Annotated in this window: 19 protein-coding genes; 12 read left to right on the top strand and 7 right to left on the bottom strand. The window is 67.2% G+C overall.

The features are described from left to right. Positions 1–18: 18 nt before the first annotated feature. From mraY to QTI05_RS05160, 11 genes are all read left to right on the top strand, one after another. Positions 19–1,197, top strand: coding sequence for a phospho-N-acetylmuramoyl-pentapeptide-transferase (gene mraY / locus QTI05_RS05210; protein WP_286541680.1), 1,179 nt, complete (start codon positions 19–21; stop codon positions 1,195–1,197). Positions 1,198–1,246: 49 nt separating this feature from the next. Continuing rightward, entirely contained in the window at positions 1,247–3,112 is a 1,866-nt protein-coding gene (murD, locus tag QTI05_RS05205; RefSeq protein WP_286623185.1) for a UDP-N-acetylmuramoyl-L-alanine--D-glutamate ligase, read from the top strand. Further along, on the top strand, positions 3,109–4,404 hold the full coding sequence (gene ftsW, locus QTI05_RS05200; protein WP_286541682.1) for a putative lipid II flippase FtsW: 1,296 nt from the start codon (positions 3,109–3,111) through the stop codon (positions 4,402–4,404). Before murD ends, ftsW begins: the two co-directional genes overlap by 4 nt. Before the next feature lie 121 nt (positions 4,405–4,525). After that, positions 4,526–5,593 (top strand): undecaprenyldiphospho-muramoylpentapeptide beta-N-acetylglucosaminyltransferase, encoded by a 1,068-nt coding sequence (gene murG, locus QTI05_RS05195; protein WP_286623184.1) that lies wholly within the window; start codon positions 4,526–4,528, stop codon positions 5,591–5,593. Then, positions 5,590–7,044 carry a UDP-N-acetylmuramate--L-alanine ligase gene (murC, locus tag QTI05_RS05190; RefSeq protein WP_286623183.1) on the top strand — a complete coding sequence of 485 codons (1,455 nt, stop codon included), beginning with the start codon at positions 5,590–5,592 and terminating at the stop codon, positions 7,042–7,044. The genes murG and murC overlap by 4 nt, the downstream gene beginning before the upstream one ends. Positions 7,045–7,064: 20 nt before the next feature. Then, positions 7,065–8,009, top strand: a complete 945-nt coding sequence (locus QTI05_RS05185) for a D-alanine--D-alanine ligase (RefSeq protein ID WP_444812888.1) — start codon at positions 7,065–7,067, stop codon at positions 8,007–8,009. Beyond that, a complete protein-coding gene (locus QTI05_RS05180) occupies positions 8,009–8,791 on the top strand; it encodes a cell division protein FtsQ/DivIB (RefSeq protein ID WP_286541686.1) in 783 nt (260 codons plus the stop codon). The genes QTI05_RS05185 and QTI05_RS05180 overlap by 1 nt, the downstream gene beginning before the upstream one ends. 20 nt (positions 8,792–8,811) lie before the next feature. Then, the gene (gene ftsA / locus QTI05_RS05175) at positions 8,812–10,041 is read left to right on the top strand and encodes a cell division protein FtsA (protein WP_286541687.1); all 1,230 of its coding nucleotides are present in this window, start codon (positions 8,812–8,814) and stop codon (positions 10,039–10,041) included. A 160-nt stretch (positions 10,042–10,201) separates the two neighbouring features. Beyond that, positions 10,202–11,404, top strand: coding sequence for a cell division protein FtsZ (gene ftsZ, locus QTI05_RS05170; RefSeq protein WP_286541688.1), 1,203 nt, complete (start codon positions 10,202–10,204; stop codon positions 11,402–11,404). A gap of 86 nt (positions 11,405–11,490) precedes the next feature. Continuing rightward, a complete protein-coding gene (lpxC, locus tag QTI05_RS05165; protein ID WP_286541689.1) occupies positions 11,491–12,414 on the top strand; it encodes a UDP-3-O-acyl-N-acetylglucosamine deacetylase in 924 nt (307 codons plus the stop codon). Between the two features lie 12 nt (positions 12,415–12,426). Further along, a complete protein-coding gene (locus tag QTI05_RS05160; protein ID WP_286541690.1) occupies positions 12,427–12,603 on the top strand; it encodes a hypothetical protein in 177 nt (58 codons plus the stop codon). Positions 12,604–13,004: 401 nt separating this feature from the next. Here QTI05_RS05160 and ruvC read toward each other — a convergent pair whose 3' ends face one another. The 7 genes from ruvC to QTI05_RS05125 form a co-directional block, all read right to left on the bottom strand. Further along, on the bottom strand, positions 13,005–13,553 hold the full coding sequence (ruvC, locus tag QTI05_RS05155; protein WP_286541691.1) for a crossover junction endodeoxyribonuclease RuvC: 549 nt from the start codon (positions 13,551–13,553) through the stop codon (positions 13,005–13,007). 120 nt (positions 13,554–13,673) lie between these two features. Then, positions 13,674–14,708 carry a phosphatidate cytidylyltransferase gene (locus tag QTI05_RS05150; RefSeq protein ID WP_286623181.1) on the bottom strand — a complete coding sequence of 345 codons (1,035 nt, stop codon included), beginning with the start codon at positions 14,706–14,708 and terminating at the stop codon, positions 13,674–13,676. A 12-nt stretch (positions 14,709–14,720) separates the two neighbouring features. Continuing rightward, complete coding sequence (locus QTI05_RS05145) at positions 14,721–15,467, bottom strand: lysophospholipid acyltransferase family protein (RefSeq protein WP_286623180.1); 747 nt, start codon at positions 15,465–15,467, stop codon at positions 14,721–14,723. Positions 15,468–15,492: 25 nt separating this feature from the next. Continuing rightward, entirely contained in the window at positions 15,493–16,242 is a 750-nt protein-coding gene (gene mtgA, locus QTI05_RS05140; RefSeq protein WP_286623179.1) for a monofunctional biosynthetic peptidoglycan transglycosylase, read from the bottom strand. Positions 16,243–16,246: 4 nt separating this feature from the next. Continuing rightward, the gene (aroE, locus tag QTI05_RS05135; RefSeq protein WP_286623178.1) at positions 16,247–17,086 is read right to left on the bottom strand and encodes a shikimate dehydrogenase; all 840 of its coding nucleotides are present in this window, start codon (positions 17,084–17,086) and stop codon (positions 16,247–16,249) included. 7 nt (positions 17,087–17,093) lie between these two features. Next, on the bottom strand, positions 17,094–17,948 hold the full coding sequence (locus QTI05_RS05130; protein ID WP_286623177.1) for an energy transducer TonB: 855 nt from the start codon (positions 17,946–17,948) through the stop codon (positions 17,094–17,096). Further along, entirely contained in the window at positions 17,945–20,008 is a 2,064-nt protein-coding gene (locus QTI05_RS05125) for a ribonuclease catalytic domain-containing protein (RefSeq protein ID WP_286623176.1), read from the bottom strand. The genes QTI05_RS05130 and QTI05_RS05125 overlap by 4 nt, the downstream gene beginning before the upstream one ends. A 163-nt stretch (positions 20,009–20,171) precedes the next feature. Here QTI05_RS05125 and QTI05_RS05120 point away from each other — a divergent pair, with 163 nt between their 5' ends. Further along, positions 20,172–21,488 (top strand): sulfatase family protein, encoded by a 1,317-nt coding sequence (locus tag QTI05_RS05120; RefSeq protein ID WP_286623175.1) that lies wholly within the window; start codon positions 20,172–20,174, stop codon positions 21,486–21,488. The last annotated feature ends 5 nt before the right edge of the window (positions 21,489–21,493 follow it).

Genomic DNA, 21,493 nt, shown 5'->3' with positions numbered 1-21,493 from the left:
ACCGCGCGCTTTCGCACCATGCTGCTGAGCCTGGCCCAATGGTTGCAGACGCTCGGGCCCGAGTTCGGGTTCCTGCGCGTGTTCCAGTACCTCACGTTCCGCGCGCTGATGGCGGCGCTGACCGCGCTGCTGGTGGGCCTGGCGGCCGGCCCCTATGTGATCCGGCGCCTTGCCGCGCTCAAGATCGGCCAGCCGGTGCGCGGCTACGGCATGGAGACGCACCTGAGCAAGAGCGGCACACCGACCATGGGCGGCGTGCTGGTGCTGTTCTCGATCGCACTTGCCACGGTGTTGTGGTTCGACGTATCGAACCGCTTCGTCTGGATCGTCCTGTGGGTCACGCTCGGCTTCGGCGCGATTGGCTGGGTCGACGACTGGCGCAAGGTGGTGCGCAAGGATCCCGAGGGCATGCGCTCTCGCGAGAAATACCTGTGGCAATCGATCGTCGGCCTGGTGGCCGGTTTCTATTTGCTGTTCAGCATTTCGGAAAGCTCGAACTGGCGCGTGCTGGAACTGTTCTACACCTGGGTGCGCTCGGGCTTCGACCTCGACTTTCCGCCGAAGATCAATTTGCTGGTGCCGTTCTTCAAGGAGATCAGCTACCCGCTCGGCGGCATCGGCTTCGTGATCCTGACCTACCTCGTGATCGTCGGCGCCAGCAACGCGGTGAACCTCACCGACGGGCTCGACGGCCTCGCGATCATGCCGGTGGTGATGGTCGGCTCGGCCCTTGGCGTATTCGCCTATGTGACCGGCAGCGCGGTCTACTCGAAGTACCTGCTGTTTCCGCACATCCCGGGCTCCGGCGAGTTGCTGGTGTTCTGCTCGGCAATGGCCGGCGCGGGCCTGGCCTTCCTGTGGTTCAACACGCATCCGGCCCAGGTCTTCATGGGCGACGTGGGTGCGCTCGCGCTCGGCGGCGCGCTCGGCACCATCGCCGTCATCGTGCGCCAGGAGATCGTGTTCTTCATCATGGGCGGCATCTTCGTGGTGGAAGCCGTGTCGGTGATGGCCCAGGTCATGTACTTCAAGTACACGAAGAAGCGTTTCGGCGAAGGTCGGCGCGTGCTCAAGATGGCACCCTTGCACCATCATTTCGAAAAGAGCGGCTGGCGTGAAACCCAGGTCGTGGTGCGGTTCTGGATCATCACGATGCTGCTGTGCCTCGTGGGTCTTTCCACGCTGAAGCTGAGGTGAGTGAAATGCGCCCACGCTCATCGCTTCACGCATCGCTGCAGGCACTGATGTGAAACACCTGCAAGACCAACCCGTCCTGATCCTTGGCCTGGGCCTGTCCGGCCTGGCCATGGCACGCTGGTGCGCGCGCCATGGCGCGCAGGTCACGGTTGCCGACACGCGCGAGGCGCCCGCACTGCTGGAGACGCTGCGGGCGGAATGGCCGCAGGCCACTTTCATCGGCGGGCCGTTCTCCGCCAGCCTGATCGAAGGCACTGCGATCCGCGCGGTCTACCGGTCACCGGGCCTGGCGCCGGCCACCATCGCGCCGGTGGTCGATGCGGCACGCGCCATCGGCTTGCCGGTCGGCGGCGAGCTGGATCTGTTCGCGCAGGCCCTGCACGACCTGCGGGCCGTTGATCTGCCGCTCGAGGAGCCGGCGGCGGTGTCGGGTGATTCGGTCGAAGCCGAAACCGAAACTGAAACCGAAATTGAAGACGAACTGGCCGAGCCGGTCGATCCGTCGCCGATGGCCGAAGCCATCGAACCTGAATCTGAACCCGAACCCGTTTCCGAGCCGACGCCGCCTGTCGTCGTTGCCTCGGTGCCCGTGGTTCCGGCCAAGGCATCGGTGCATACCGCCGCGCGCGATGCGGCCGAGTTCGTTGCCCGCATCGCCGAGCTCTCGACAGCCGCGCCGGCCGCCGCGGCTGCACCCGGAGATGAGAAGCCGCTGCCGATCGCAGCACCCGAGCCGGCGCCGGCGCAGGGCTACCGCCCGGCCGTGCTCGCCATCACGGGCACCAACGGCAAGACGACCGTCACCGCGCTCACGGGCCAACTGGTCGAGCGCGCCGGCAAGACGGTCGCGGTGGCCGGCAACATCGGCCCGACCTTGCTCGATACGCTGGCGGCGCACATGGACGCGGGCACGCTGCCGCAGGTCTGGGTGCTCGAACTTTCCAGCTTTCAGCTGGATGGCGTGCAGCACTTCGAGCCGACCGCAGCCGCAGTGCTGAACCTCACGCAGGACCACCTCGACTGGCATGGCGACATGACGGCCTATGCGGCGGCCAAGGCGCGCATCTTCGGCACGCGCGGCCCGATGGTGCTCAATCGCGACGACGCGGCAGTCATGCAGATGCTGCCGGCGCCGGTGCGCGTCAAGCTGCAGCGCCCGCAACAGCGCACCCACATCACTTTTGGCGCCGGAATGCCCCTGCGGCCCGGCGATTTCGGCATCGAGCGCATCAACGGCATGGCCTGGCTGGTCCGCGCACTGGAAGCCGACGAGACCATCAAGCGCAAGCGCGGCGGCCCGGTCGAAGAAGTGGAGATCCATCTCCAGCGGCTGTTGCCCGCGGACGCACTGCGCATCCGCGGCCAGCACAACGCGCTCAACGCACTGGCCGCGCTGGCACTCGCCAGCGCGGCCGATTGCGCACTTGGCCCGATGCTCTACGGCCTGCGTGAATACCGGGGCGAGCCGCACCGCGTGGAGCCGGTCGCGATCGTCGACGAGGTCGAGTACTTCGACGACAGCAAGGGCACCAACGTCGGCGCTACCGTCGCCGCCCTCAGCGGGCTCGGTGCCGAGCGTCGCATCGTCGTGATCCTCGGCGGCGAAGGCAAGGGCCAGGACTTCACGCCGCTGGCGGCGCCGGTGCGCCAGTTCGCGCGCGCCGTGGTGCTGATCGGCCGCGATGCGCCGATCCTCGAAGAGGCATTGGCGGGCACCGGCGTTTCGCTGCTGCATGCGGGCTCGATGGAAGAGGCCGTGCAGGCCGCGGCCCAGCGCGCCAATCCGGGCGATGCGGTGCTGTTGTCGCCGGCCTGTGCCAGCTTCGACATGTTCAAGGACTACGCCCACCGCGCAGCGGCGTTCTGCGAGGCCGTGCAGTCGCTCGCCGACGCGCCAGAAGGCCAACAGCCATGAACCAGACCGCCGCCGCCACCCCGAACGAAAACAGCCGTTTTGCCGGCTGGTTCCGTCGTGCCGCAAGGAGCAGCATCGATGCGCTGCCGATGCATCTGCCGGTGCGCCTCGGCGGTTCCGACATCGCGCAGACCAAGGCCACGCCGATGCGCGTGCTTGGTTTCGATCAGGCGCTGCTCTGGGTCACCATGGCGCTGGTGGCCTGGGGCCTGGTGATGGTGTATTCGGCCTCGATCGCGTTGGGCGACAACCCGCGCTTCTCGCGCATGAACTACAGCCAGTCGTACTTCGTGCTGCGCCACACGCTGTTTCTGCTGATCGCGTTCGTTGCCGCACTGCTGACCTTCCAGGTGCCGATGAAGACCTGGGAGCGCGCGGCGCCCTGGCTGTTCGTCGCGTCGCTGCTGCTGCTGGTGGCGGTGTTGATCCCGCACGTGGGGCGCAGCGTGAACGGTGCGCGCCGCTGGATTCCGCTGGGCTTCATGAGCTTCCAGCCGTCGGAACTCGCCAAGCTCGCGATGGTGCTCTACGCGGCCAGCTACATGGTGCGCAAGATGGAGATCAAGGAGCGCTTCTTCCGCGCCGTGCTGCCGATGGGCATCGCGGTGGTGGTGGTCGGCATGCTGCTGCTGGCCGAGCCCGACATGGGCGCCTTCATGGTGATCGCGATCATCGCGATGGGTATCCTGTTCCTGGGCGGCGTCAACGCGCGCATGTTCTTCGTCATCGCCGCGCTCGTGGTCGTGGCCTTCGGCATGATCGTCGCCTCGTCGCCCTGGCGGCGCGAGCGCATCTTTGCGTACCTCGATCCGTTCGGCGAGAACAACGCGCTCGGCAAGGGCTACCAGCTCTCGCACTCATTGATCGCGATCGGCCGCGGCGAGATCTTCGGCGTCGGCCTTGGCGGCAGCGTCGAGAAGCTGCATTGGCTGCCCGAAGCCCACACCGACTTCCTGATGGCTGTGATCGGCGAGGAGTTCGGCCTGGTCGGCGTGTTGCTCGCGATCGCGCTGTTCCTCTGGCTCACGCGCCGCATCATGCACATCGGCCGCCAGGCCATCGCGCTGGACCGCGTGTTCTCGGGCCTGGTGGCCCAGGGCATCGGGATCTGGATCGGCTTCCAGACCTTCATCAACATGGGCGTAAACCTCGGCGCGCTGCCGACCAAGGGCCTCACACTGCCGCTGATGAGCTTCGGTGGCTCCGCGATCCTGATGAACCTGATCGCGATCGCGGTGGTGCTGCGCATCGACTACGAGAACCGTGTCCTCATGAAGGGCGGCCGGGTATGAGCACTCCCCCAGTCTTCGCGCACTTCGTGTCGCTTCGCCAACCCCCTCGCCGGGGGCAACACCAGCGGCCCGGCACAGCCGGTTCCGCGGTGTTTCGCGCATCGCCCTTGAGGGGGCGCTCATGGTCATGAGTCGAACCGCACTCGTCATGGCCGGCGGAACAGGTGGGCATATCTTCCCGGGCCTGGCCGTGGCCGAAGAACTGCGCACGCGCGGCTGGCGCGTGCACTGGCTCGGCGCGCCGGGCAGCATGGAACAGCAACTGGTGCCGCCGCGCGGCTTCGCGTTCGAGCCGGTGCAGTTCGGCGGCGTGCGCGGCAAGGGGCCGCTGACGTTGGTGCTGCTGCCGCTCAAACTGCTTCGCGCCTTCCTGCAGAGCATTGCCGTGGTGCGCCGTGTGCGGCCGGACGTCGTGATCGGCCTGGGCGGCTACATCACCTTTCCGGGCGGCATGATGAGCGTGCTGCTCGGCAAGCCGCTGGTGCTGCACGAACAGAACTCGGTGGCGGGCCTGGCCAACAAGGTGCTGGCCGGCGTGGCCGACCGGGTGTTCAGCGCCTTCCCGAACGTGCTCAAGAACGCGAAGTGGGTCGGCAACCCCTTGCGCGCCGCTTTCCTGTCGCAGCCCGATCCGGCTGCGCGTTTCGCGGGCCGCAGCGGCCCGCTCAAGCTGCTCGTGGTGGGCGGCAGCCTCGGCGCCAGGGCGCTCAACGCGGTGGTGCCGAAAGCGCTCGCGCTGATCGGGCCGGCCACGCGTCCGACCGTCCTGCACCAGAGCGGCGCCAAGCAGATCGACGAGCTGCGCGCCAACTACGCTGCAGCCGGCGTCGAGGGTGAACTGACCCCCTTCATCGACGACACGGCCAGCGCCTACGCCGATGCCGACCTGATCGTCGCGCGCGCCGGTGCCAGCACCGTGACCGAAATCGCAGCGGTGGGCGCTGCCGCGCTGTTTGTTCCTTTTCCTTCGGCGGTCGACGACCACCAGACTACCAACGCGCGCTTCCTCGTCGACGCGGGCGGCGGCTGGCTGGTGCAGCAGACCGACCTGACCCCTGAATGGCTGGCTGATTTGCTTACGAAAACCGATCGCTCCACGCTGATGGAGCGGGCCTTGCACGCCAAGACGATGCAGAAAACCGAGGCCGTCGCGGAAGTTGTTCGCGCCTGCGAGGAGTTGGCGAAATGAAGCACGCAATTCGCAACATCCATTTCGTCGGCATCGGCGGCTCGGGCATGAGCGGCATCGCCGAAGTGCTGCTGAACCTCGGCTACACGATCTCGGGCTCCGACCTGGCCGACAGCGTGACGCTGCGGCGGCTGCAGGGGCTTGGCATCACCACCTGCGTAGGCCATGCGGCGGCGAACATCGCCGGCGCCGATGCGGTCGTGACCTCGACCGCGGTGCAATCCGACAACCCCGAAGTGATCGCCGCGCGCGAGAAGAAGATTCCGGTGGTGCCGCGTGCGCTGATGCTGGCCGAACTGATGCGGCTCAAGCAGGGCATCGCGATCGCCGGCACGCACGGCAAGACGACCACCACCAGCCTGGTCGCGAGCGTGCTGGCAGCGGCGGGCCTGGATCCGACCTTCGTGATCGGCGGCCGGCTCAACAGCGCCGGCGCCAATGCGCGGCTCGGCAGCGGCGACTACATCGTTGTCGAAGCCGACGAGTCTGATGCGTCGTTCCTGAACCTGCTGCCGGTGATGGCGGTGGTCACGAACATCGACGCCGACCACATGGAAACCTACGGGCATGACTTCGGCAAGCTCAAGAAGGCCTTCGTCGATTTCCTGCACCGCATGCCCTTCTATGGCGTCGCGATCCTCTGCACCGACGACGCCGCAGTGCGCGAGATCGTGACCGAAGTGTCCTGCCCGGTGACCAGCTACGGCTTCAACGAAGACGCGCAGGTGCGGGCGGTCGACGTGCGCGCGGTCGGCGGCCAGATGCATTTCACGGTGCAGCGCCGCAATGGCATCACGCTGCCCGACCTGCAGGTGGTGCTGAACCTGCCGGGCGAGCACAACGTGTTGAACGCGCTGTCGGTGATTGCCGTGGCGGTCGAACTCAACGTGCCCGATGAAGCGGTGCAGCGCGGGCTGGCCGAGTTCAAGGGCGTGGGCCGCCGCTTCCAGCGCTACGGCGAGGTGGCGGTGCAAGGCCAGCAGGCGCCGGGCGGCTTCACATTGATCGACGACTATGGCCATCATCCGGTCGAGATGGCCGCCACGATCGCGGCAGCGCGTGGCGCGTTCCCGGGACGGCGTCTGGTGCTGGCCTTTCAGCCGCACCGCTTTACCCGCACGCGCGACTGCTTCGAGGATTTCGTCAAGGTCATCGGCAATGCCGATGCGGTACTGCTGGGCGAGGTCTATGCCGCCGGCGAGGCACCGATCGTCGCCGCCGACGGCCGTTCGCTGGCGCGCGCACTGCGCGTGGCCGGCAAGGTCGAGCCGGTTTTCGTCGACGAGATCACGGCGATGCCGCAGGCGATTCTCGACAACGCTCGCGACGGCGACGTGGTGATCTGCATGGGCGCCGGCTCGATCGGCGCGGTGCCGGCCAGGGTCGTCGAGCTGGGCGGCGCCGCATCGCAAAAGTCGGAGCGCTTCACGCGCGAAGGACGGGCACTGTGAACCCCATCGATCCAAAAACCATGGGCAAGGTTGCCGTGCTGTTCGGTGGCACTTCGGCCGAGCGCGAGATCTCGGTCATGTCGGGCAGCGGCGTGCTCGAAGCGCTGCGCGCGCGCGGTGTCGACGCCCATGCGTTCGACCCGGCCGAGCGCGACCTGGCCGAACTCAAGCGCGATGGCTATGCGCGCTGCTTTATCGCGCTGCATGGCCGTCATGGCGAAGACGGCACGGTGCAGGGCGCGCTGGAACTGCTCGGCATTCCGTACACCGGCTCGGGCGTGATGGCCTCCAGCGTGGCGATGGACAAGGTCATGACCAAGCGCATCTGGCAGGCCGACGGCCTGCCGACGCCGAAGTACGTGCGGCTGGCCTTCGACCAGCAGAGCCGCGAGCAGATCCACGCCGTGCCCGACGTGCTCGGCCTGCCGCTGATCGTGAAGCCGCCGCGCGAAGGCTCCTCGATCGGTGTCACCAAGGTCATGGGCTATTCGCAGATGCAGGATGCAGTGGCGCTCTCGGCGAAGTACGACGCCGATGTGCTCTGCGAGGAGTTCATCGAGGGCGAGGAAGTGACCTGCGCCGTGCTCGGACAGGGGTTGGGCGCGGTGGCGCTGCCGGTGGTGCGCATCGCTGCGCCCGAGGGCGCCTACGACTACCAGAACAAGTACTTCACCGATGAAGTGAAGTACCACTGCCCGAGCGGGCTGCCCGAAGCCGAGGAACGCGAGATCCAGCATGCCACGCTGGCCGCCTACCGCACGTTGGGTTGCCGGGGCTGGGGCCGCGCCGACGTGATGATCCGCGCGAGCGATCGCAAGCCGTTCCTGCTCGAGATGAACACCTCGCCGGGCATGACCAGCCATTCGCTGGTGCCGATGTCGGCGCGCGCCGCCGGCATCAGCTACGAAGACCTGTGCCTGCGCGTGCTCGCGTCGGCCGCGCTCGATTCAGGGGGGCACGTCTGATGGCCGACAGCATCCCCGTTCCCTTCGACGTCAAGCTCATGAACCTCACCGCGACGCTGTTGTTCGCGCTGTGCGCGCTCATGCTGCTGGCGGCGGGGGCATGGTGGGTGCTGCGCCAGCCCTTCTTTCCGCTGGCCGCGATCCGGGTGGACGGCGAGGTCACGCACAACAACGAGGTCACCCTGCGCGCCAACGTGGCGCCGCAGCTCGCCGGCAACTTCTTCACCGTCGACCTGGCCAAGGCGCGTGCCGCATTCGAGTCGGTGCCCTGGGTGCGCAAGGCCGTGGTGCGGCGCGAGTTTCCGAATCGCCTGCGTGCCACGCTGACCGAGCAGGTACCGGTTGCCCATTGGGGCGACGAGTCGGCGTCGAAGCTGGTCAACAGCTACGGCGAAGTGTTCGAGGCCAATGTGGCCGAGGTCGACGACACGCTGCCGCGACTCGACGGGCCCGCCGACCAGGCCGGCCAGGTGCTCGGCATGTACCGCGTGATGGCGCCGCTGTTCCAGCCGTACGACCTCGCGATCGAAGAGCTGACGCTGTCGGGCCGCGGCAGCTGGCAGGTGGTGCTCGACACCGGCGCCACGATCGAACTCGGCCGCGGCCGCAGCGAAGAGGTCGCCGCCCGCACGTCGCAGTTTTTGAAGTCGGTGACGCAGGTCGCGCAACAGTACGGCCGCAGCGTCGCGTCCGTCGAGGGCGCCGACCTGCGGCACCGCGATGCTTATGCGCTGCGCCTGCGCGGCGTCACCACGGTCGTACCCGACCCCAAGAAGAAGTAAAGAACACCCGAGGAAATTCCATGCCCAAAGAATACAAAGACCTCGTCGTCGGCCTCGACATCGGTACCGCCAAGGTGATGGTGGTGGTAGCCGAAGTACTGCCCAACGGCGAACTCAAGCTGGCCGGTCTCGGCATCGCGCCCAGCAACGGGCTCAAGCGCGGCGTGGTGGTGAACATCGACGCCACCGTCCAGAGCATCCAGCAGGCGCTGAAAGAAGCGGAGCTGATGGCCGACTGCAAGATCGGCCGCGTCTACACCGGCATCACCGGCAGCCACATCCGCGGCATCAATTCGAGCGGCATGGTGGCGGTGAAGGACAAGGAAGTGACGGCAGCCGACGTGGCCCGCGTGGTCGAGACGGCGCGCGCGATCAACATCTCGAGCGACCAGCGGCTGCTGCTGGTCGAGCCGCAGGAGTTCGTGATCGACGGCCAGGACGTGAAAGAGCCGATCGGGATGAGCGGCATGCGGCTCGAAGCCAAGGTGCACATTGTGACCGGCGCCCAGAGCGCGGCCGAGAACATCATCAAGTGCGTGCGCCGCTGCGGTCTCGAAGTGGATCAGCTCATGCTGAACCCGCTGGCCTCGGCCCAGGCGGTGCTGAGCGAGGACGAGCGCGAGCTCGGCGTGTGCCTGGTCGACATCGGCGCCGGCACCACCGACGTGGCGATCTTCACCAACGGTGCGATCCGCCACACCGCCGTGATCCCGATCGCGGGCGACCTGATCACCAGCGACATCGCGATGGCGCTGCGCACGCCGACCAAGGACGCCGAAGACATCAAGGTCGAGAACGGCTTTGCCAAGCAGCTGCTGGCCGACCCGGACACGCAGGTGGAAGTGCCGGGCCTCGGCGACCGCGGGCCCCGCATGCTGAGCAGGCAGGCACTGGCCGGCGTGATCGAGCCGCGCATCGAGGAAATCTTTTCGCTGGTGCAGCAGGTGGTGCGCGAGTCGGGCTACGAGGAAGTGCTGTCCTCGGGCATCGTGCTGACCGGTGGCAGCGCGGTCATGCCCGGCATGGTCGAACTCGGCGAAGACATCTTCCTGAAGCCGGTGCGGCGCGGTATTCCGAAGTATTCGAGCGCGTTGTCCGACATGGTCGCGCAGCCGCGTGCTGCCACAGTGATGGGCCTGCTCGAAGAGGCCCGCTTCGCCCGCATGCGCGGCTTCAAGGTGGCGCAGAAGAACGGTTCTGTAAAGACCGCGTTCGGGCGCTTCAAGGACTTCATCGTGGGGAACTTCTGATCATGAACTTCTACCCACTGTGGTTGGCCCGCAGCAGTCCTCAACGGCATTTCAATGAGCGATGGCGGCGCACCGGCCCACCTTCGTGATGCAACACCGGTGACGCTCGAAAAACATTCATTCATAAACAAACGGCAACTGCAAATTCAAGGAGTCAGAAATGGCCATCGAAATGATCGAAGTAGAAGAGTTCAATCAGGGCACGCAGATCAAGGTGATCGGCGTTGGCGGCGGCGGCGGCAATGCGGTCGCGCACATGATCGAACGTGGCGTGCAGGGCGTTCAGTTCGCCTGCGCCAACACCGATGCCCAAGCGCTGTCGCGCAGCAACGCACCCAAGCTGATCCAGCTCGGCAGCAACGGCCTCGGCGCCGGCGGCAAGCCCGACAAGGGTCGTGACGCAGCCGAAGCAGCGGTCGACGAAATCCGCGCGGCCATCGACGGCGCGCACATGCTGTTCATCACGGCCGGCATGGGCGGCGGCACCGGCACCGGCGCCGCACCCGTCATCGCGCGCATCGCCAAGGAAATGGGCATCCTGACGGTGGGCGTGGTCACCAAGCCGTTCGACTGGGAAGGCGGCAAGCGCATGAGCAATGCCGATTGCGGCCTGGCCGAACTCGAAGCCAACGTCGACTCGCTGATCGTGATCCTCAACGAAAAGCTGCTCGAAGTGCTGGGCGACGACGTCACGCAGGCCGAAGCCTTCGCCCACGCGAACGACGTGCTGAAGAACGCCGTCGGCGGTATCTCGGAAATCATCAACGAGTACGGCGGCGTGAACGTCGACTTCGAAGACGTTCGCACCGTGATGGGTGAACCCGGCAAGGCCATGATGGGCACGGCGGCTGCCAGCGGCCCGGACCGTGCCCGCATCGCGGCCGAACAGGCCGTGGCCTGCCCGCTGCTCGAAGGCATCGATCTCTCGGGTGCCAAGGGCGTGCTGGTGCTGGTCACCGCATCGAAGGGTTCGCTGAAGCTGGCCGAATCCAAGCTCGCGATGACGACGATCCGTGAGTTCGCGGCGCCCGATGCGCACGTGATCTACGGTGCGGCCTACGACGAGAGCCTCGGCGACGAGATGCGCGTCACCGTGGTCGCCACCGGCCTGTCGCGCCAGGATGCCCGCCGCCAGGCCCCGACGCTGGAAGTGATCCGCACCGGCACCGACAACATCCCGTTCCACGTGCCGACCCTCGGTGGCAACGGCCATGCCGGCAGCCAGCCCAACTACGAAGGCATGGCAGTGCCCAGCGTGTGGCGCACCAACCGCACGATGGCCGCGGCCAAGGTGGATGCGCTGTCGTCGGGCGGCATGGACGACTTCGAGATCCCGGCCTTCCTGCGCAGGCAGGCAGACTGACCGTTGCAGGGGCAACGGCTGTGACTATCGCGGACATAGCGAGGCGCGCGGTGCGCCATACGCCTCGCGCTCCTAAAATCACCGCCGTGCTGCAACAACGAACTCTCAAGGCCATCACGCGCGCGGTCGGCGTGGGGCTGCACAGCGGGCAACGCGTGGAACTCACGCTGCGCCCGGCACCGGTCGACACCGGCATTGTGTTCCGCCGCGTCGACCTGCCCGAGCCGGTCGAGATCGCGATGACGCCCGAGGCCGTGACCGACACGCGCCTGGCCTCGACCGTGTCGTCGGGCGGCGCCAAGGTGCAGACCATCGAACATCTGATGTCGGCTTGCGCCGGCCTCGGCATCGACAACCTGCGCATCGATATCACGGCCGACGAGGTACCGATCCTCGACGGGTCTGCTTCTTCCTTCGTTTTCCTGCTGCAGAGCGCGGGCATCGCGTTGCAACAGGCGCCACGCCGCTTCATCAAGGTGACGCGCCCGGTCGAGGTGCGCGAGGGCGAGGGCGCCGACGTCAAGTGGGCACGGCTCGATCCGTACCACGGCTACAAGCTCAGCTTCGAAATCGATTTCGACCACCGCGTGGTCAATTCGACCGGCCAGCGCGTCGAGTTCGATCTCGGCAGCGGCTCCTACAGCCGCGACATCGCGCGTGCGCGTACCTTCGGCTTCACCAAGGAAGTCGAGTACATGCGCAGCAAGGGCCTGGCCCTCGGTGGCGGGCTCGACAACGCGATCGTCATGGACGACACCAAGGTGCTCAATGCCGGCGGGCTGCGCTACGACGACGAGTTCGTGAAGCACAAGATCCTCGACGCCATGGGCGACCTTTATGTGGTCGGCCGGCCGCTGCTGGCCGCATACAGTGCGTTTCGTTCGGGCCATGCGCTCAACAACAAGCTGCTGCGCGCGCTGATGGCGCAACCCGAGACGTGGGAGGTCGTGACTTTCGACGACGAGAAGCGCGCGCCGACCGGCTTCGCCGAAGTCGCTCGCGCCTGGTAGGCCGCCCCGCCGATGCTGCTGTTCCGCTGGGCCATCCTGCTTTTGCTGCTGGTGGCTGGCGTGTCGTTCGCGTTCTATGCGGGCACCGGGCAGATCAAGTACCGGCGCTTCGGCTGGATCGTGCTCAAGTGGACGCTGCTCGCGGCGTTCGGTTTCTTCGCGGTGCTCATCGCGGAGCGCATCGCCTAGCGGCGTTCCGGCAAAAGGCGTTCGCGGGGCACAACTGCGGTCTGCGCTGTGGGACCGTGGGCGCAAGGCGCAGGCCGCTGGCGGCGGGTGGCCCCTTCCGCGAATGTCCCCCGGCCTGCGGCCTCCTCCTTTATTTCGCTGCAGGGGCCACCCACCACCATCGGCCTTGGGCACGCTCTGCCTGTTCAGCGCGAAACGGCCACGCGGCTTTCAGGATCAGGGCGGTGGGGTACGCTGCGCAGCGAAATAAAGGAGGAGGCCGAAGGCCGGGGGACATTCGCAGAGCAGCGTGCCCCGCCGCCCTGAGCCCGCCCCGGAACCTCAGCGCCCGTGAGTCCACCCCGGAACCGAAGCACTCAGATCAAACGTCGGACTCGGCGAATGCAAGACCGCATGAGCCGTCAGCGGGTGCGCCCTTGCCGGTACATGCCGCTGCTGGCGCGCGCGAGCGTGGCCGCTTCGGCCAGCCGGGCCATGGACCGCCCGACCTGTGCGTGCGTGATCGCAATTCCCAGTGCGTCGGCTGCGTCGCTGCCAGGCACGCCCGGCAGCGACAGCAGTCGCTTCACCATCTCCTGCACCTGCGCCTTGGCGGCCTGCCCGTGACCGGCCACGGCTTGTTTCATCTGCAGCGCGGTGTATTCGGCAACGCTCAGCTTGCTCGTCACCAGCGCCGTGATGCAGGCGCCGCGCGCCTGGCCCAGCAGCAGCGTCGACTGCGGGTTGACATTGACAAACACGATCTCGATCGCGGCCGCATCGGGCTGGTAACGCGCGCTGACCTCGTTGATGCCGTCGAACAGCACCTTGAGCCGCGCCGGCAGGTCGCCTCGCGGCAGGTGCTTGGTGCTGATGGTGCCGCTCGCCACATAGCGCAGCGCATGGCCGTCGGCGTCGACCACGCCGAAGCCAGTGGTCTGCAGCCCCGGATCGATGCCAAGAATGCGCATCTCAAGTACCTCCCATTCCAGGAATGCCACGGAACCGGCTTCGCCGGGCCGCTGGTATTGCCCCCTGCAAGGGGGTTGGCGAAGCGACACGAAGTGCGCGAAGCCTAGGGGTGTGCTGATTCATACGCCGAAGTACCAGCGCACCGAATGGAAGAAGATCGGCGCGGCGAAGCACAGCGCATCGACGCGGTCGAGCAGGCCGTTGGCACCCGTCACGCCGACGCCCTTCTGGCCCCAATTCGGAATCCCGCGATCGCGCTTGAGCGCCTTCATCACCAGATGACCCATCGAGCCGGCAACACATGCGATCAGCGCCATCGCCAGTGCCTGGTCGAACCTGAACGGGGTGATGAACGACATCAGCGCACCAACCACGCTTGCGATCGCCATACCGACGCCCCAGCTCGCCCAGTTGAAGCTTCGGCTCACATTGGGCGCGAAGGGTTCGCGCGCCAGCCAGCGTTGCAGCGGCGGGCGCCCTTCGGCCGCCGAATAGGTGAAGCGGCGCGCGATCAGGTGCTGCACCACCATGCAGGTCTGCACCACGAACACCAGGAAGAACACGAGAAAAGCGCTCTTGCCTTCATAGCTGGGGAACGACAGCAGCAACAGCGCCGGCACATGGCTCATGCCGTAGACGCAGACCATGATGCCCCACTGCAGCTTGGCATTGCGCTCGAGAAACTGGCTCGGGTCGTTGGCCAGCGCGCTGACCACCGGAATCGCGATGAACACGTAGACCGGGATGAACACGGTGAACAGATCGAAGCGTGCGGTGCCGACCAGGATGAACTGAATCGGCAGCACCACGAAGAACGCGAGGATCAGGCTGCGGTGGTCGCCGCGGCGCGTGGGTGAGAGCGTGATGAACTCTCGCAGCGCCAGGAAGGCAATCAGCCCGAACAGCACCGTGGCCACGGCTTCGCCGAGCGCCCAGCCGATCCAGAAAATGACCACCATGAACCAGCTGGTGCGCAGCAGGTTGCGAAAGTCGTGCAGTTCGCGCTGCCAGGCTTCGTTGTGCGCGGCATTGCGGCGCTCGCGAAAGCCGACCAGCAAGGTGACGACGCTCACGATGGTGAGCAGGCCGAACACGATCACGAACAGGGCCGCGACCTGCTGGGTCGGTGTGAGGCTGCGCAGGAACTGGTTCATTGCGGAGGGGCTTCAGACATCGCGCAGCGCGATCACCGCGGCGCGCGCGCGGTCGAGAAATGGCCGGCGCTCTTCGCCCGCCTCGACCTGCAGCGGCGCACCGAAGGTCACCGAGCAGAGGATCGGCACCGGCACGACTTCACCCTTGGGCATTACGCGCTGGATGTTGTCGATCCAGGCCGGCACCAGCACGATATCCGGGAACAGCGTTGCCAGCGTGTAGAGGCCCGACTTGAACTTCTGCGGCTCGCCGGCATGGCCGCGCGTGCCTTCGGGAAAGATGATGATCGAATCGCCGCTGGTCAGCGCCTCGATCAGCGGTGCGAGCGGATCGGGGCCTTCGGGTGCCGGCGGCGGGGCCGCTTCGACCGTGGGTTCGGGCGCCACCAGCGGCAACTGCGCCGGCGCCGCCGGTTCCATCGAGGGCTCGATCCGCTCTGCAGGCGCGGTCGGCATGGCGGGTGCGGCAGGTGGCGGCGCGGTGCCGCGTTCCACATACACCGCGTTGAACACCTCGGTCGTGATCCAGCGTTTGAACGGCGTGTTGGCCCAGTAGTCGCGCGCGGCGATGGGCCGCGTGATGCTGCGCAATTCTTCGGGCAGCGCGGCCCAGATCATCACGAGATCGGCATGGCTCTGGTGGTTGGCGAAGTAGATGCGCTGCTCGGCCTTGGGCGGGCAACCGTACCAGCGTGCCTGGGCCCCGGTGAGGAGGCGCACCACGCCGAGCAACATCCACCCTACGAGCTTTGCCAACATGGCCCGATGATACGGGCCGGCTCTTTCAGGGCAGCTCGGCCGACGGCATGCGCGCCACGATGGTGGCGGCCCGGCCGATGATGTAGGGCGAGGTTGGCCGCCGCTCGAAGAACTTGGGGCTGGGCAGCATCACCGCCAAGCGCGCGGCTTCGCTCGAATTGAGACGGGCGGCCGGCTTCTTGAAATAGTGCTGCGCTGCGGCCTCGGCGCCGAAGATGCCCTCGCCCCATTCCACGCTGTTGAGGTAGATCTCCAGAATGCGGCGCTTGTCGAGCAGCACCTCGAGCATCGTCGCGAGCACCAGCTCCTGGCCCTTGCGCAGCAAGGTGCGTTCGCCGGACAGCAGCAGGTTCTTGGCCAGCTGCTGCGTGATGGTCGAACCGCCGCGCAGGCGGGGTGGGCGTGCCGGCTTGCCGCTGGCAGCGGCCCGGGCGGCACGACGCGCGGCGATCTCTTCCGCCTTGGCGTTGCGCTGGCGCGCCTTCTCGACCGCTTCCCACTCGACGCCCTGGTGGTAGATGAACTCGCCGTCTTCGCTCGCGATCACGGCGCGCTTCAGCGTGTCGGAAATCTGGTCGTAGGGCACCCAACGCTGCCGCCAGTCGCGCTCCGCATTGGCGCGGCCCCGGGTGGCGATCTGCCAGGCCTCTGAGCGCTGGAAGGTGGTCGATTGCGGGTCGATCACCGTCATCGCGGCGATGCGCGCAATGAAGAAGAGTTCGAGCGCGAGTCCTGCGGCCAGCAGGCACAGCACCCAGCGAAACAGCGCGCGCATTCCGTCAGCGTGCGATCAACGCGCGCAACTCGGCCAGCACCTGGGCCGATGGCGGGCGCACACCCCGCCAGATCTCGAATGCCTCGGCTGCCTGTTCGAGCAGCATCCCGAGTCCGTCGCGCGGCACCGCGCCGTGTTCCTTCGCCCAGGTCATGAAGCCGGCCGCGGCCGGTCCGTACATCATGTCGATCGCGAGCGCGCCGGGCTTCAGCACGCTGGCCGCCACCGGCACTGCGCCGCCGGCCAGGCTCGATGCGGTGCCGTTGACGACTACGTCGAACGTGCCGTTCACGGTATCGAGCTGCTGCGCTTCGATCTCTGCGTGGTGTCGCAGCGCAAGCGCGGCATGGCGCTGCACCAGCGAAACCGCCTTGGCCAGCGTGCGATTCGCCACCACCACGCGGCGCGCGCCGGCGTCGAGCAGCGGGCCCAGCACGCCGGCGGCAGCGCCGCCCGCGCCGATCAACAGCACATCGCGCCCCTGCAGCGTGACACCGGCGTTCAGCAGGATGTCGTTCACCAGGCCGATGCCGTCGGTGTTGTCGCCATGCACGCCGTCTTCGCGAAAGGCCAGCAGATTGACGGCCTGCGCGAGCGCGGCCCGCTCGCTCACATGCTGCGCGGCAGCGGCCGCGTCGAACTTGAATGGCACCGTGATGTTGCAGCCTCGCGCCGTGCCGGCCGGGTCGGCGCGGAACGCGGCCACCGCGGCGGCAAAACCGTCGAGCGGCACCAGGCGCCGGCCGTAGTCCAGCGTTTGGCCGGTGAGTTCGGCAAAACGCGCATGAATCCAGGGCGACCGGCTGTGCTCGATCGGGTTGCCCATCACGCAGTACAAGTCCATGGCTTTCTCAGGGTGCGGAGGGGCGTGCCTCGAGCGTCTCGTCACGCGTGAACCGGAAGCGCGAGGGCAGCACGATCTGGTCGGTCTGGCGCCGCATCGCGTCCGAGAATTTGCCGAAGTTGCCGATGCTGCGCACGATTGCCTGGGCCCGCCGGTCGAGCAGCAGGTTGCCCGAGCTTTCGACGATGTCGGCGCCGATCACGCTGCCGTCGTGGTTGATCGTTACCAGCATCGTCAGCGCGCCATAGAGCTTCTTGCCGGCCGCTTCGGGGAAGTGCTCGGTGCCGCGCGCCTCGATGCGGCGCCGCAGGGTGTCGACATAGATGGCATAGGCGGCCTCGCGCGTGGCTGGGCTCACGTAGCGCTTCTTGGGCCGCGCGTTCTCTTCGTTCACGCGCTTCTCGATTTCGGCCAGCAGTTCGACCAGCTGGCGCCGCTTTTCCTCGCGTGCGTTGTTCTCGGTCGGGTCGCCCTGGTTGCGCGGATCGGGCAACGGCATCGCCGCGAGCTGCTGTTTGACCTGCGCCAGCAGCAGTTGCTGCTGCGCCTGCATCGACTCGACCTGGCGCTGGGCGTCTTCCGCTGCGTCGCCGACGGCGGTGAAGGCCGAGGGGGGCAGCGGGCTGGTGGCGCGGCCGCGTTCGAGGTCGCCGCCGCCGGCCAATGACTTCTGCGCGATCGCCTGCGCCTTGTCGGGCTTCTCGTTGGTCGAGGCGTTGACGAGAATGACCTCGAGGGCCGTTTCCTGGAATGCGCGGTCGAAGGCCTCGGGGTTGGCGAAGCGCACCCCCAGCAACACGCCGTGCGCCAGGATCGACGCCCCGAGTGCAATCTGCAGGACGCTGAAGTCGCGCAGGTTCATGCGGGCACGTTGTCCGTGGTGGCCTCGCTGTCGGCCAGATCGACCGCAATGGCGATGGGGCCCGCGACTTCTTCTTCCTCGTCGTCGCCGCGGTCGTCTTCATTCGCGGCCGCCGCATCGGGCGCGCTGTCGAGCCTTGCCAGCACCGTGCCGTGCACATCGAGCGCGATCTCGTCGATGGCGCCGAGCTTCACGCGCAGGTGGGCACCGCGCTCCTGCGCGCCCGCTACCGGAAACACCAGCGGCAACCCGTCGGCACGCACCAGCGCGCCGTTCGGCAGGTCTTTCATCACGGTCGCGTCGAGCTCGGTGATGCCCTGCTGCTGCAGGTACTTGAGCGTCCAGAAGCGTTCCATGCCGGCCTGGTAGCCGTTGTAGGTGCTGTAGGCGGCGTCGAAGCCCGAGAGGATCGAGAACAGGTCGGCGTCCTTGGGCTTGAACGGCGCGGCCAGCGCGGCGGTCTTGCCATGGCGCACGGCCGCGATGATCTGCCACTGGTTGACCAGGTCGGTGTAGCGGCGCAGCGGCGAGGTGCTCCACGCGTAGCTCTTGACGCCGATGCCCGCATGCGGCGCCGGCCGGGTACCCATGCGCACCTTCACGCCGGGTGCGAGGCTGGCCTGGCTGCGGTAGAGGCCGGGCACGCCGAACTCGCCGAGCCAGTTGCCCCAGGTGCTGTTGGCCAGGATCATGGCCTCGGCCACGATCAGGTCGAGCGGTGCGCCGCGGCGTCGCGTCGTGATCTGCACCTGCTCGTCGCCGGTCGGCTCGCCCGTGTTGCCTTCGAGGCGGAAGTTGTAGTCGGGCCGGTTGAAGTTCTCGGGCTTGCCGCGCACCACTTCGCGCTGCGCCTTGAGGCTGCGCGCCAAGCGGAACAGGAACGACAGCGGGTCGCGCAGCGCGGTGACCGTGGCCGGTGCGTCGCCGTTCGGTGTCGCCGCATCGGTCAGCCATTCTTCGCTGACGAACGCGTCGAGCTGGTCGTGCCGCAGGTTCGCGACGATCGGCACGCGCTCCAGTTTGGTTTCGGTGGCTTTCAGTTCGAGCGAAGCTTCGTCGAAGCTCGCGTAGAGCGACACGGCCGGGCAGTCGCGGCCTTCCTGCAGCGTGTAGCTCGCCACGATGTCGTCGGGCAGCATCGTGATCTTGTAGCCCGGCATGTAGACGGTCGACATGCGCTGGCGCGCGACCTGGTCGATTGCGCTGCCCGGCACCAGTGCGAGGCCTGGTGCGGCAATGTGGATGCCGACCGTCACGGTGCCGCTGCCGAGGCCCTGCACCGAGAGTGCGTCGTCGATTTCGGTGGTTTGCGAGTCGTCGATCGAGAACGCCTGCACGCCTTCGGCCAGCGGCAGTGCGTCGGTGATGGCCGGGGCCTGCAAGGCCGGGAAGGCCGTGCCCTTCGGAAAGTTCTCGAACAGAAAACGCTTCCAGTGGAACTGGTAGGCGGAATCGATGGCGCCGGCGCGCTCGAGCAGTTCGAGCGGCGGGCGCTGCGAAGCGCGCGCGGCCTCGACCACGGCGCGGTACTCGGGCGCATTCTTGTCGGGCTTGAACAGGATCTTGTAGAGCTGCTCGCGCACCGGCGCCGGGCACACGCCGGCGGCCAGCTCGGTCGCCCATTCGGCGATCTGCGCCAGCACGAGCTTCTTTTTCTCGATCGCGGCGAGCGCCTGCTGCACGATCTCGGCCGGCGCCTTCTTGAAGCGGCCCTTGCCGGCGCGGCGGAAGTAATGCGGCGCCTCGAACAGGCCGAACAGCGCGGCGGCCTGCTGCGCCAGCGTGGGCTTGTCCTGGAAATACTCGGCGGCAAGGTCGGCAAAGCCGAATTCGCCCTCGGGGGCAAACTCCCAGGCCAGGTCGAGATCCAGCGTGGCAGCCAGTGCGCGGGCGTCGGCGATCAGTTCGGGCGGGCCCGGTTTCTCGAAGCGCAGCACGATGTTGGCCGTTTTGACCTTGAGCCGCTTGCCGGTCTCGAGCTCGACCTGGGCCGAGGCTTCGGCTTCCGACAGCACGCGGCCGCCAAGGTATTTGCCGGCTTCTTCAAACAATACAAACATGGGCAAGATTGTCCCATGCGGGGAGGGCGGGGTAGCGGGATTGCCGGCCGGCCGGCGCCGGGACGCCCGCGGTCACCCCGCAGTACAGTTGATTAGAACAATCGTTGTCGAATACCTAGAGTCGGCGGGGGAGGCGACCCAACTGCTCGCCCCACCCAACCCCATGAAACGCCCCAACATCATCTTCATCGTGGCCGACGACCTCGGCTTTGCCGATCTCGGCTGCTATGGCGGGCGCGACGCCGACTTCGGCGCCGTGTCGCCGGTGCTCGACGGCCTGGCCGCGCGCGGCATGCGCTTCACCGAGGGCTATTCGAACTCCCCGGTCTGCTCGCCGACGCGTTTCGCACTGATGACCGCGCGCTACCAGTACCGCCTGCGCGGCGCGGCCGAGGAACCCATCAACAGCAAGAGCCGCGGCAGCGCAACGCTCGGCCTGCCGCCCGAGCACCCCACCTTGCCATCGCTGCTGCGCGCAGCCGGCTACCGCACGGCGCTGATCGGCAAGTGGCATCTGGGCTATCCGCCTGCGTTCGGCCCGTTGCGCTCGGGCTACGAGGAGTTCTTCGGCCCCCTGTCGGGCGGCGTCGACTACTTCACGCACTGCGATTCGCGCGGCACGCACGACCTCTATTCGGGCGAGGAGGAGAGAGTCGAGCACGGGTATCTGACCGATCTGTTCTCGCAGCATGCAGTGGACTACATCGAACGCATGGGCGGCCAGCAGGATCCGTTCTTCCTGAGCTTGCACTACACCGCACCGCACTGGCCCTGGGAGACGCGCGACGACGCTGGCGTGGCACCGCAGGTGGCCGACAACCTGTTCCACCTTGACGGCGGCAACATCGAAACCTACCGCCGCATGATCCATCACATGGACGAGGGCATCGGCTGGATCATTGCGGCGCTCGAAAAGCAGGGCATCGCCGACAACACGCTGGTGGTGTTCACCAGCGACAACGGCGGCGAGCGCTTCTCCGACAACTGGCCGCTGGTCGGCGGCAAGATGGATCTGACCGAAGGCGGCATCCGGGTGCCCTGGATCGCGCACTGGCCCGCCGCCATCTCGCCCGGCGGCGAGAGCACCCAGCACTGCATGACGATGGACTGGTCAGCCACCATGCTCGACGTGGCCAGCGCGCCAGCCGACCCCGCGTTCCCACTTGACGGCGTGTCCCTGCTGCCGGTGCTGCGCGACCCGGCGGCGCAATTTGCCCGCCCGCTGCACTGGCGCATGAACCACCGCGACCAGCGCGCGCTGCGCGATGGCGACTGGAAATACCTGCGGGTCGACGGCAACGACTACCTGTTCAACATCCCGGCCGACGAGCGCGAACGCGCCAATCGCGCCAAACGGGAGCCCGAGCGCCTTGCCACCATGCGCGCCGCCTGGGAGGCCTGGAACGCCACGATGCCCTCCATCCCGGACGATGCGACCGTGAGCCTGGGCTACTCGGCCAAGGACATGCCGCAGCGCTGACGGTT

The sequence above is a fragment of the Variovorax fucosicus genome (assembly GCF_030316825.1).
In the GTDB taxonomy this organism is placed as follows: domain Bacteria; phylum Pseudomonadota; class Gammaproteobacteria; order Burkholderiales; family Burkholderiaceae_C; genus Variovorax; species Variovorax fucosicus.
Note: the sequence above shows the minus strand (reverse complement) of the source record. Positions and strands in the feature narration are given on the sequence as shown.

What these genes read in the sequence shown, in the direction of transcription:
- mtgA (WP_286623179.1), bottom strand. Translation starts at nt 16,242, where the DNA reads ATGCGCGCGCTGTTTCGCTGGGTGCTGTGCCTGCTGGCCGCAGGACTC.
- QTI05_RS05145 (WP_286623180.1), bottom strand. Translation starts at nt 15,467, where the DNA reads ATGTTGGCAAAGCTCGTAGGGTGGATGTTGCTCGGCGTGGTGCGCCTC.
- aroE (WP_286623178.1), bottom strand. Translation starts at nt 17,086, where the DNA reads ATGGACTTGTACTGCGTGATGGGCAACCCGATCGAGCACAGCCGGTCG.
- QTI05_RS05180 (WP_286541686.1), top strand. Translation starts at nt 8,009, where the DNA reads ATGGCCGACAGCATCCCCGTTCCCTTCGACGTCAAGCTCATGAACCTC.
- murG (WP_286623184.1), top strand. Translation starts at nt 4,526, where the DNA reads ATGGTCATGAGTCGAACCGCACTCGTCATGGCCGGCGGAACAGGTGGG.
- murC (WP_286623183.1), top strand. Translation starts at nt 5,590, where the DNA reads ATGAAGCACGCAATTCGCAACATCCATTTCGTCGGCATCGGCGGCTCG.
- mraY (WP_286541680.1), top strand. Translation starts at nt 19, where the DNA reads ATGCTGCTGAGCCTGGCCCAATGGTTGCAGACGCTCGGGCCCGAGTTC.
- QTI05_RS05160 (WP_286541690.1), top strand. Translation starts at nt 12,427, where the DNA reads ATGCTGCTGTTCCGCTGGGCCATCCTGCTTTTGCTGCTGGTGGCTGGC.
- QTI05_RS05150 (WP_286623181.1), bottom strand. Translation starts at nt 14,708, where the DNA reads ATGAACCAGTTCCTGCGCAGCCTCACACCGACCCAGCAGGTCGCGGCC.
- QTI05_RS05130 (WP_286623177.1), bottom strand. Translation starts at nt 17,948, where the DNA reads ATGAACCTGCGCGACTTCAGCGTCCTGCAGATTGCACTCGGGGCGTCG.
- ftsA (WP_286541687.1), top strand. Translation starts at nt 8,812, where the DNA reads ATGCCCAAAGAATACAAAGACCTCGTCGTCGGCCTCGACATCGGTACC.
- ftsW (WP_286541682.1), top strand. Translation starts at nt 3,109, where the DNA reads ATGAACCAGACCGCCGCCGCCACCCCGAACGAAAACAGCCGTTTTGCC.
- QTI05_RS05185 (WP_444812888.1), top strand. Translation starts at nt 7,065, where the DNA reads ATGGGCAAGGTTGCCGTGCTGTTCGGTGGCACTTCGGCCGAGCGCGAG.
- QTI05_RS05125 (WP_286623176.1), bottom strand. Translation starts at nt 20,008, where the DNA reads ATGTTTGTATTGTTTGAAGAAGCCGGCAAATACCTTGGCGGCCGCGTG.
- QTI05_RS05120 (WP_286623175.1), top strand. Translation starts at nt 20,172, where the DNA reads ATGAAACGCCCCAACATCATCTTCATCGTGGCCGACGACCTCGGCTTT.
- ftsZ (WP_286541688.1), top strand. Translation starts at nt 10,202, where the DNA reads ATGGCCATCGAAATGATCGAAGTAGAAGAGTTCAATCAGGGCACGCAG.
- ruvC (WP_286541691.1), bottom strand. Translation starts at nt 13,553, where the DNA reads ATGCGCATTCTTGGCATCGATCCGGGGCTGCAGACCACTGGCTTCGGC.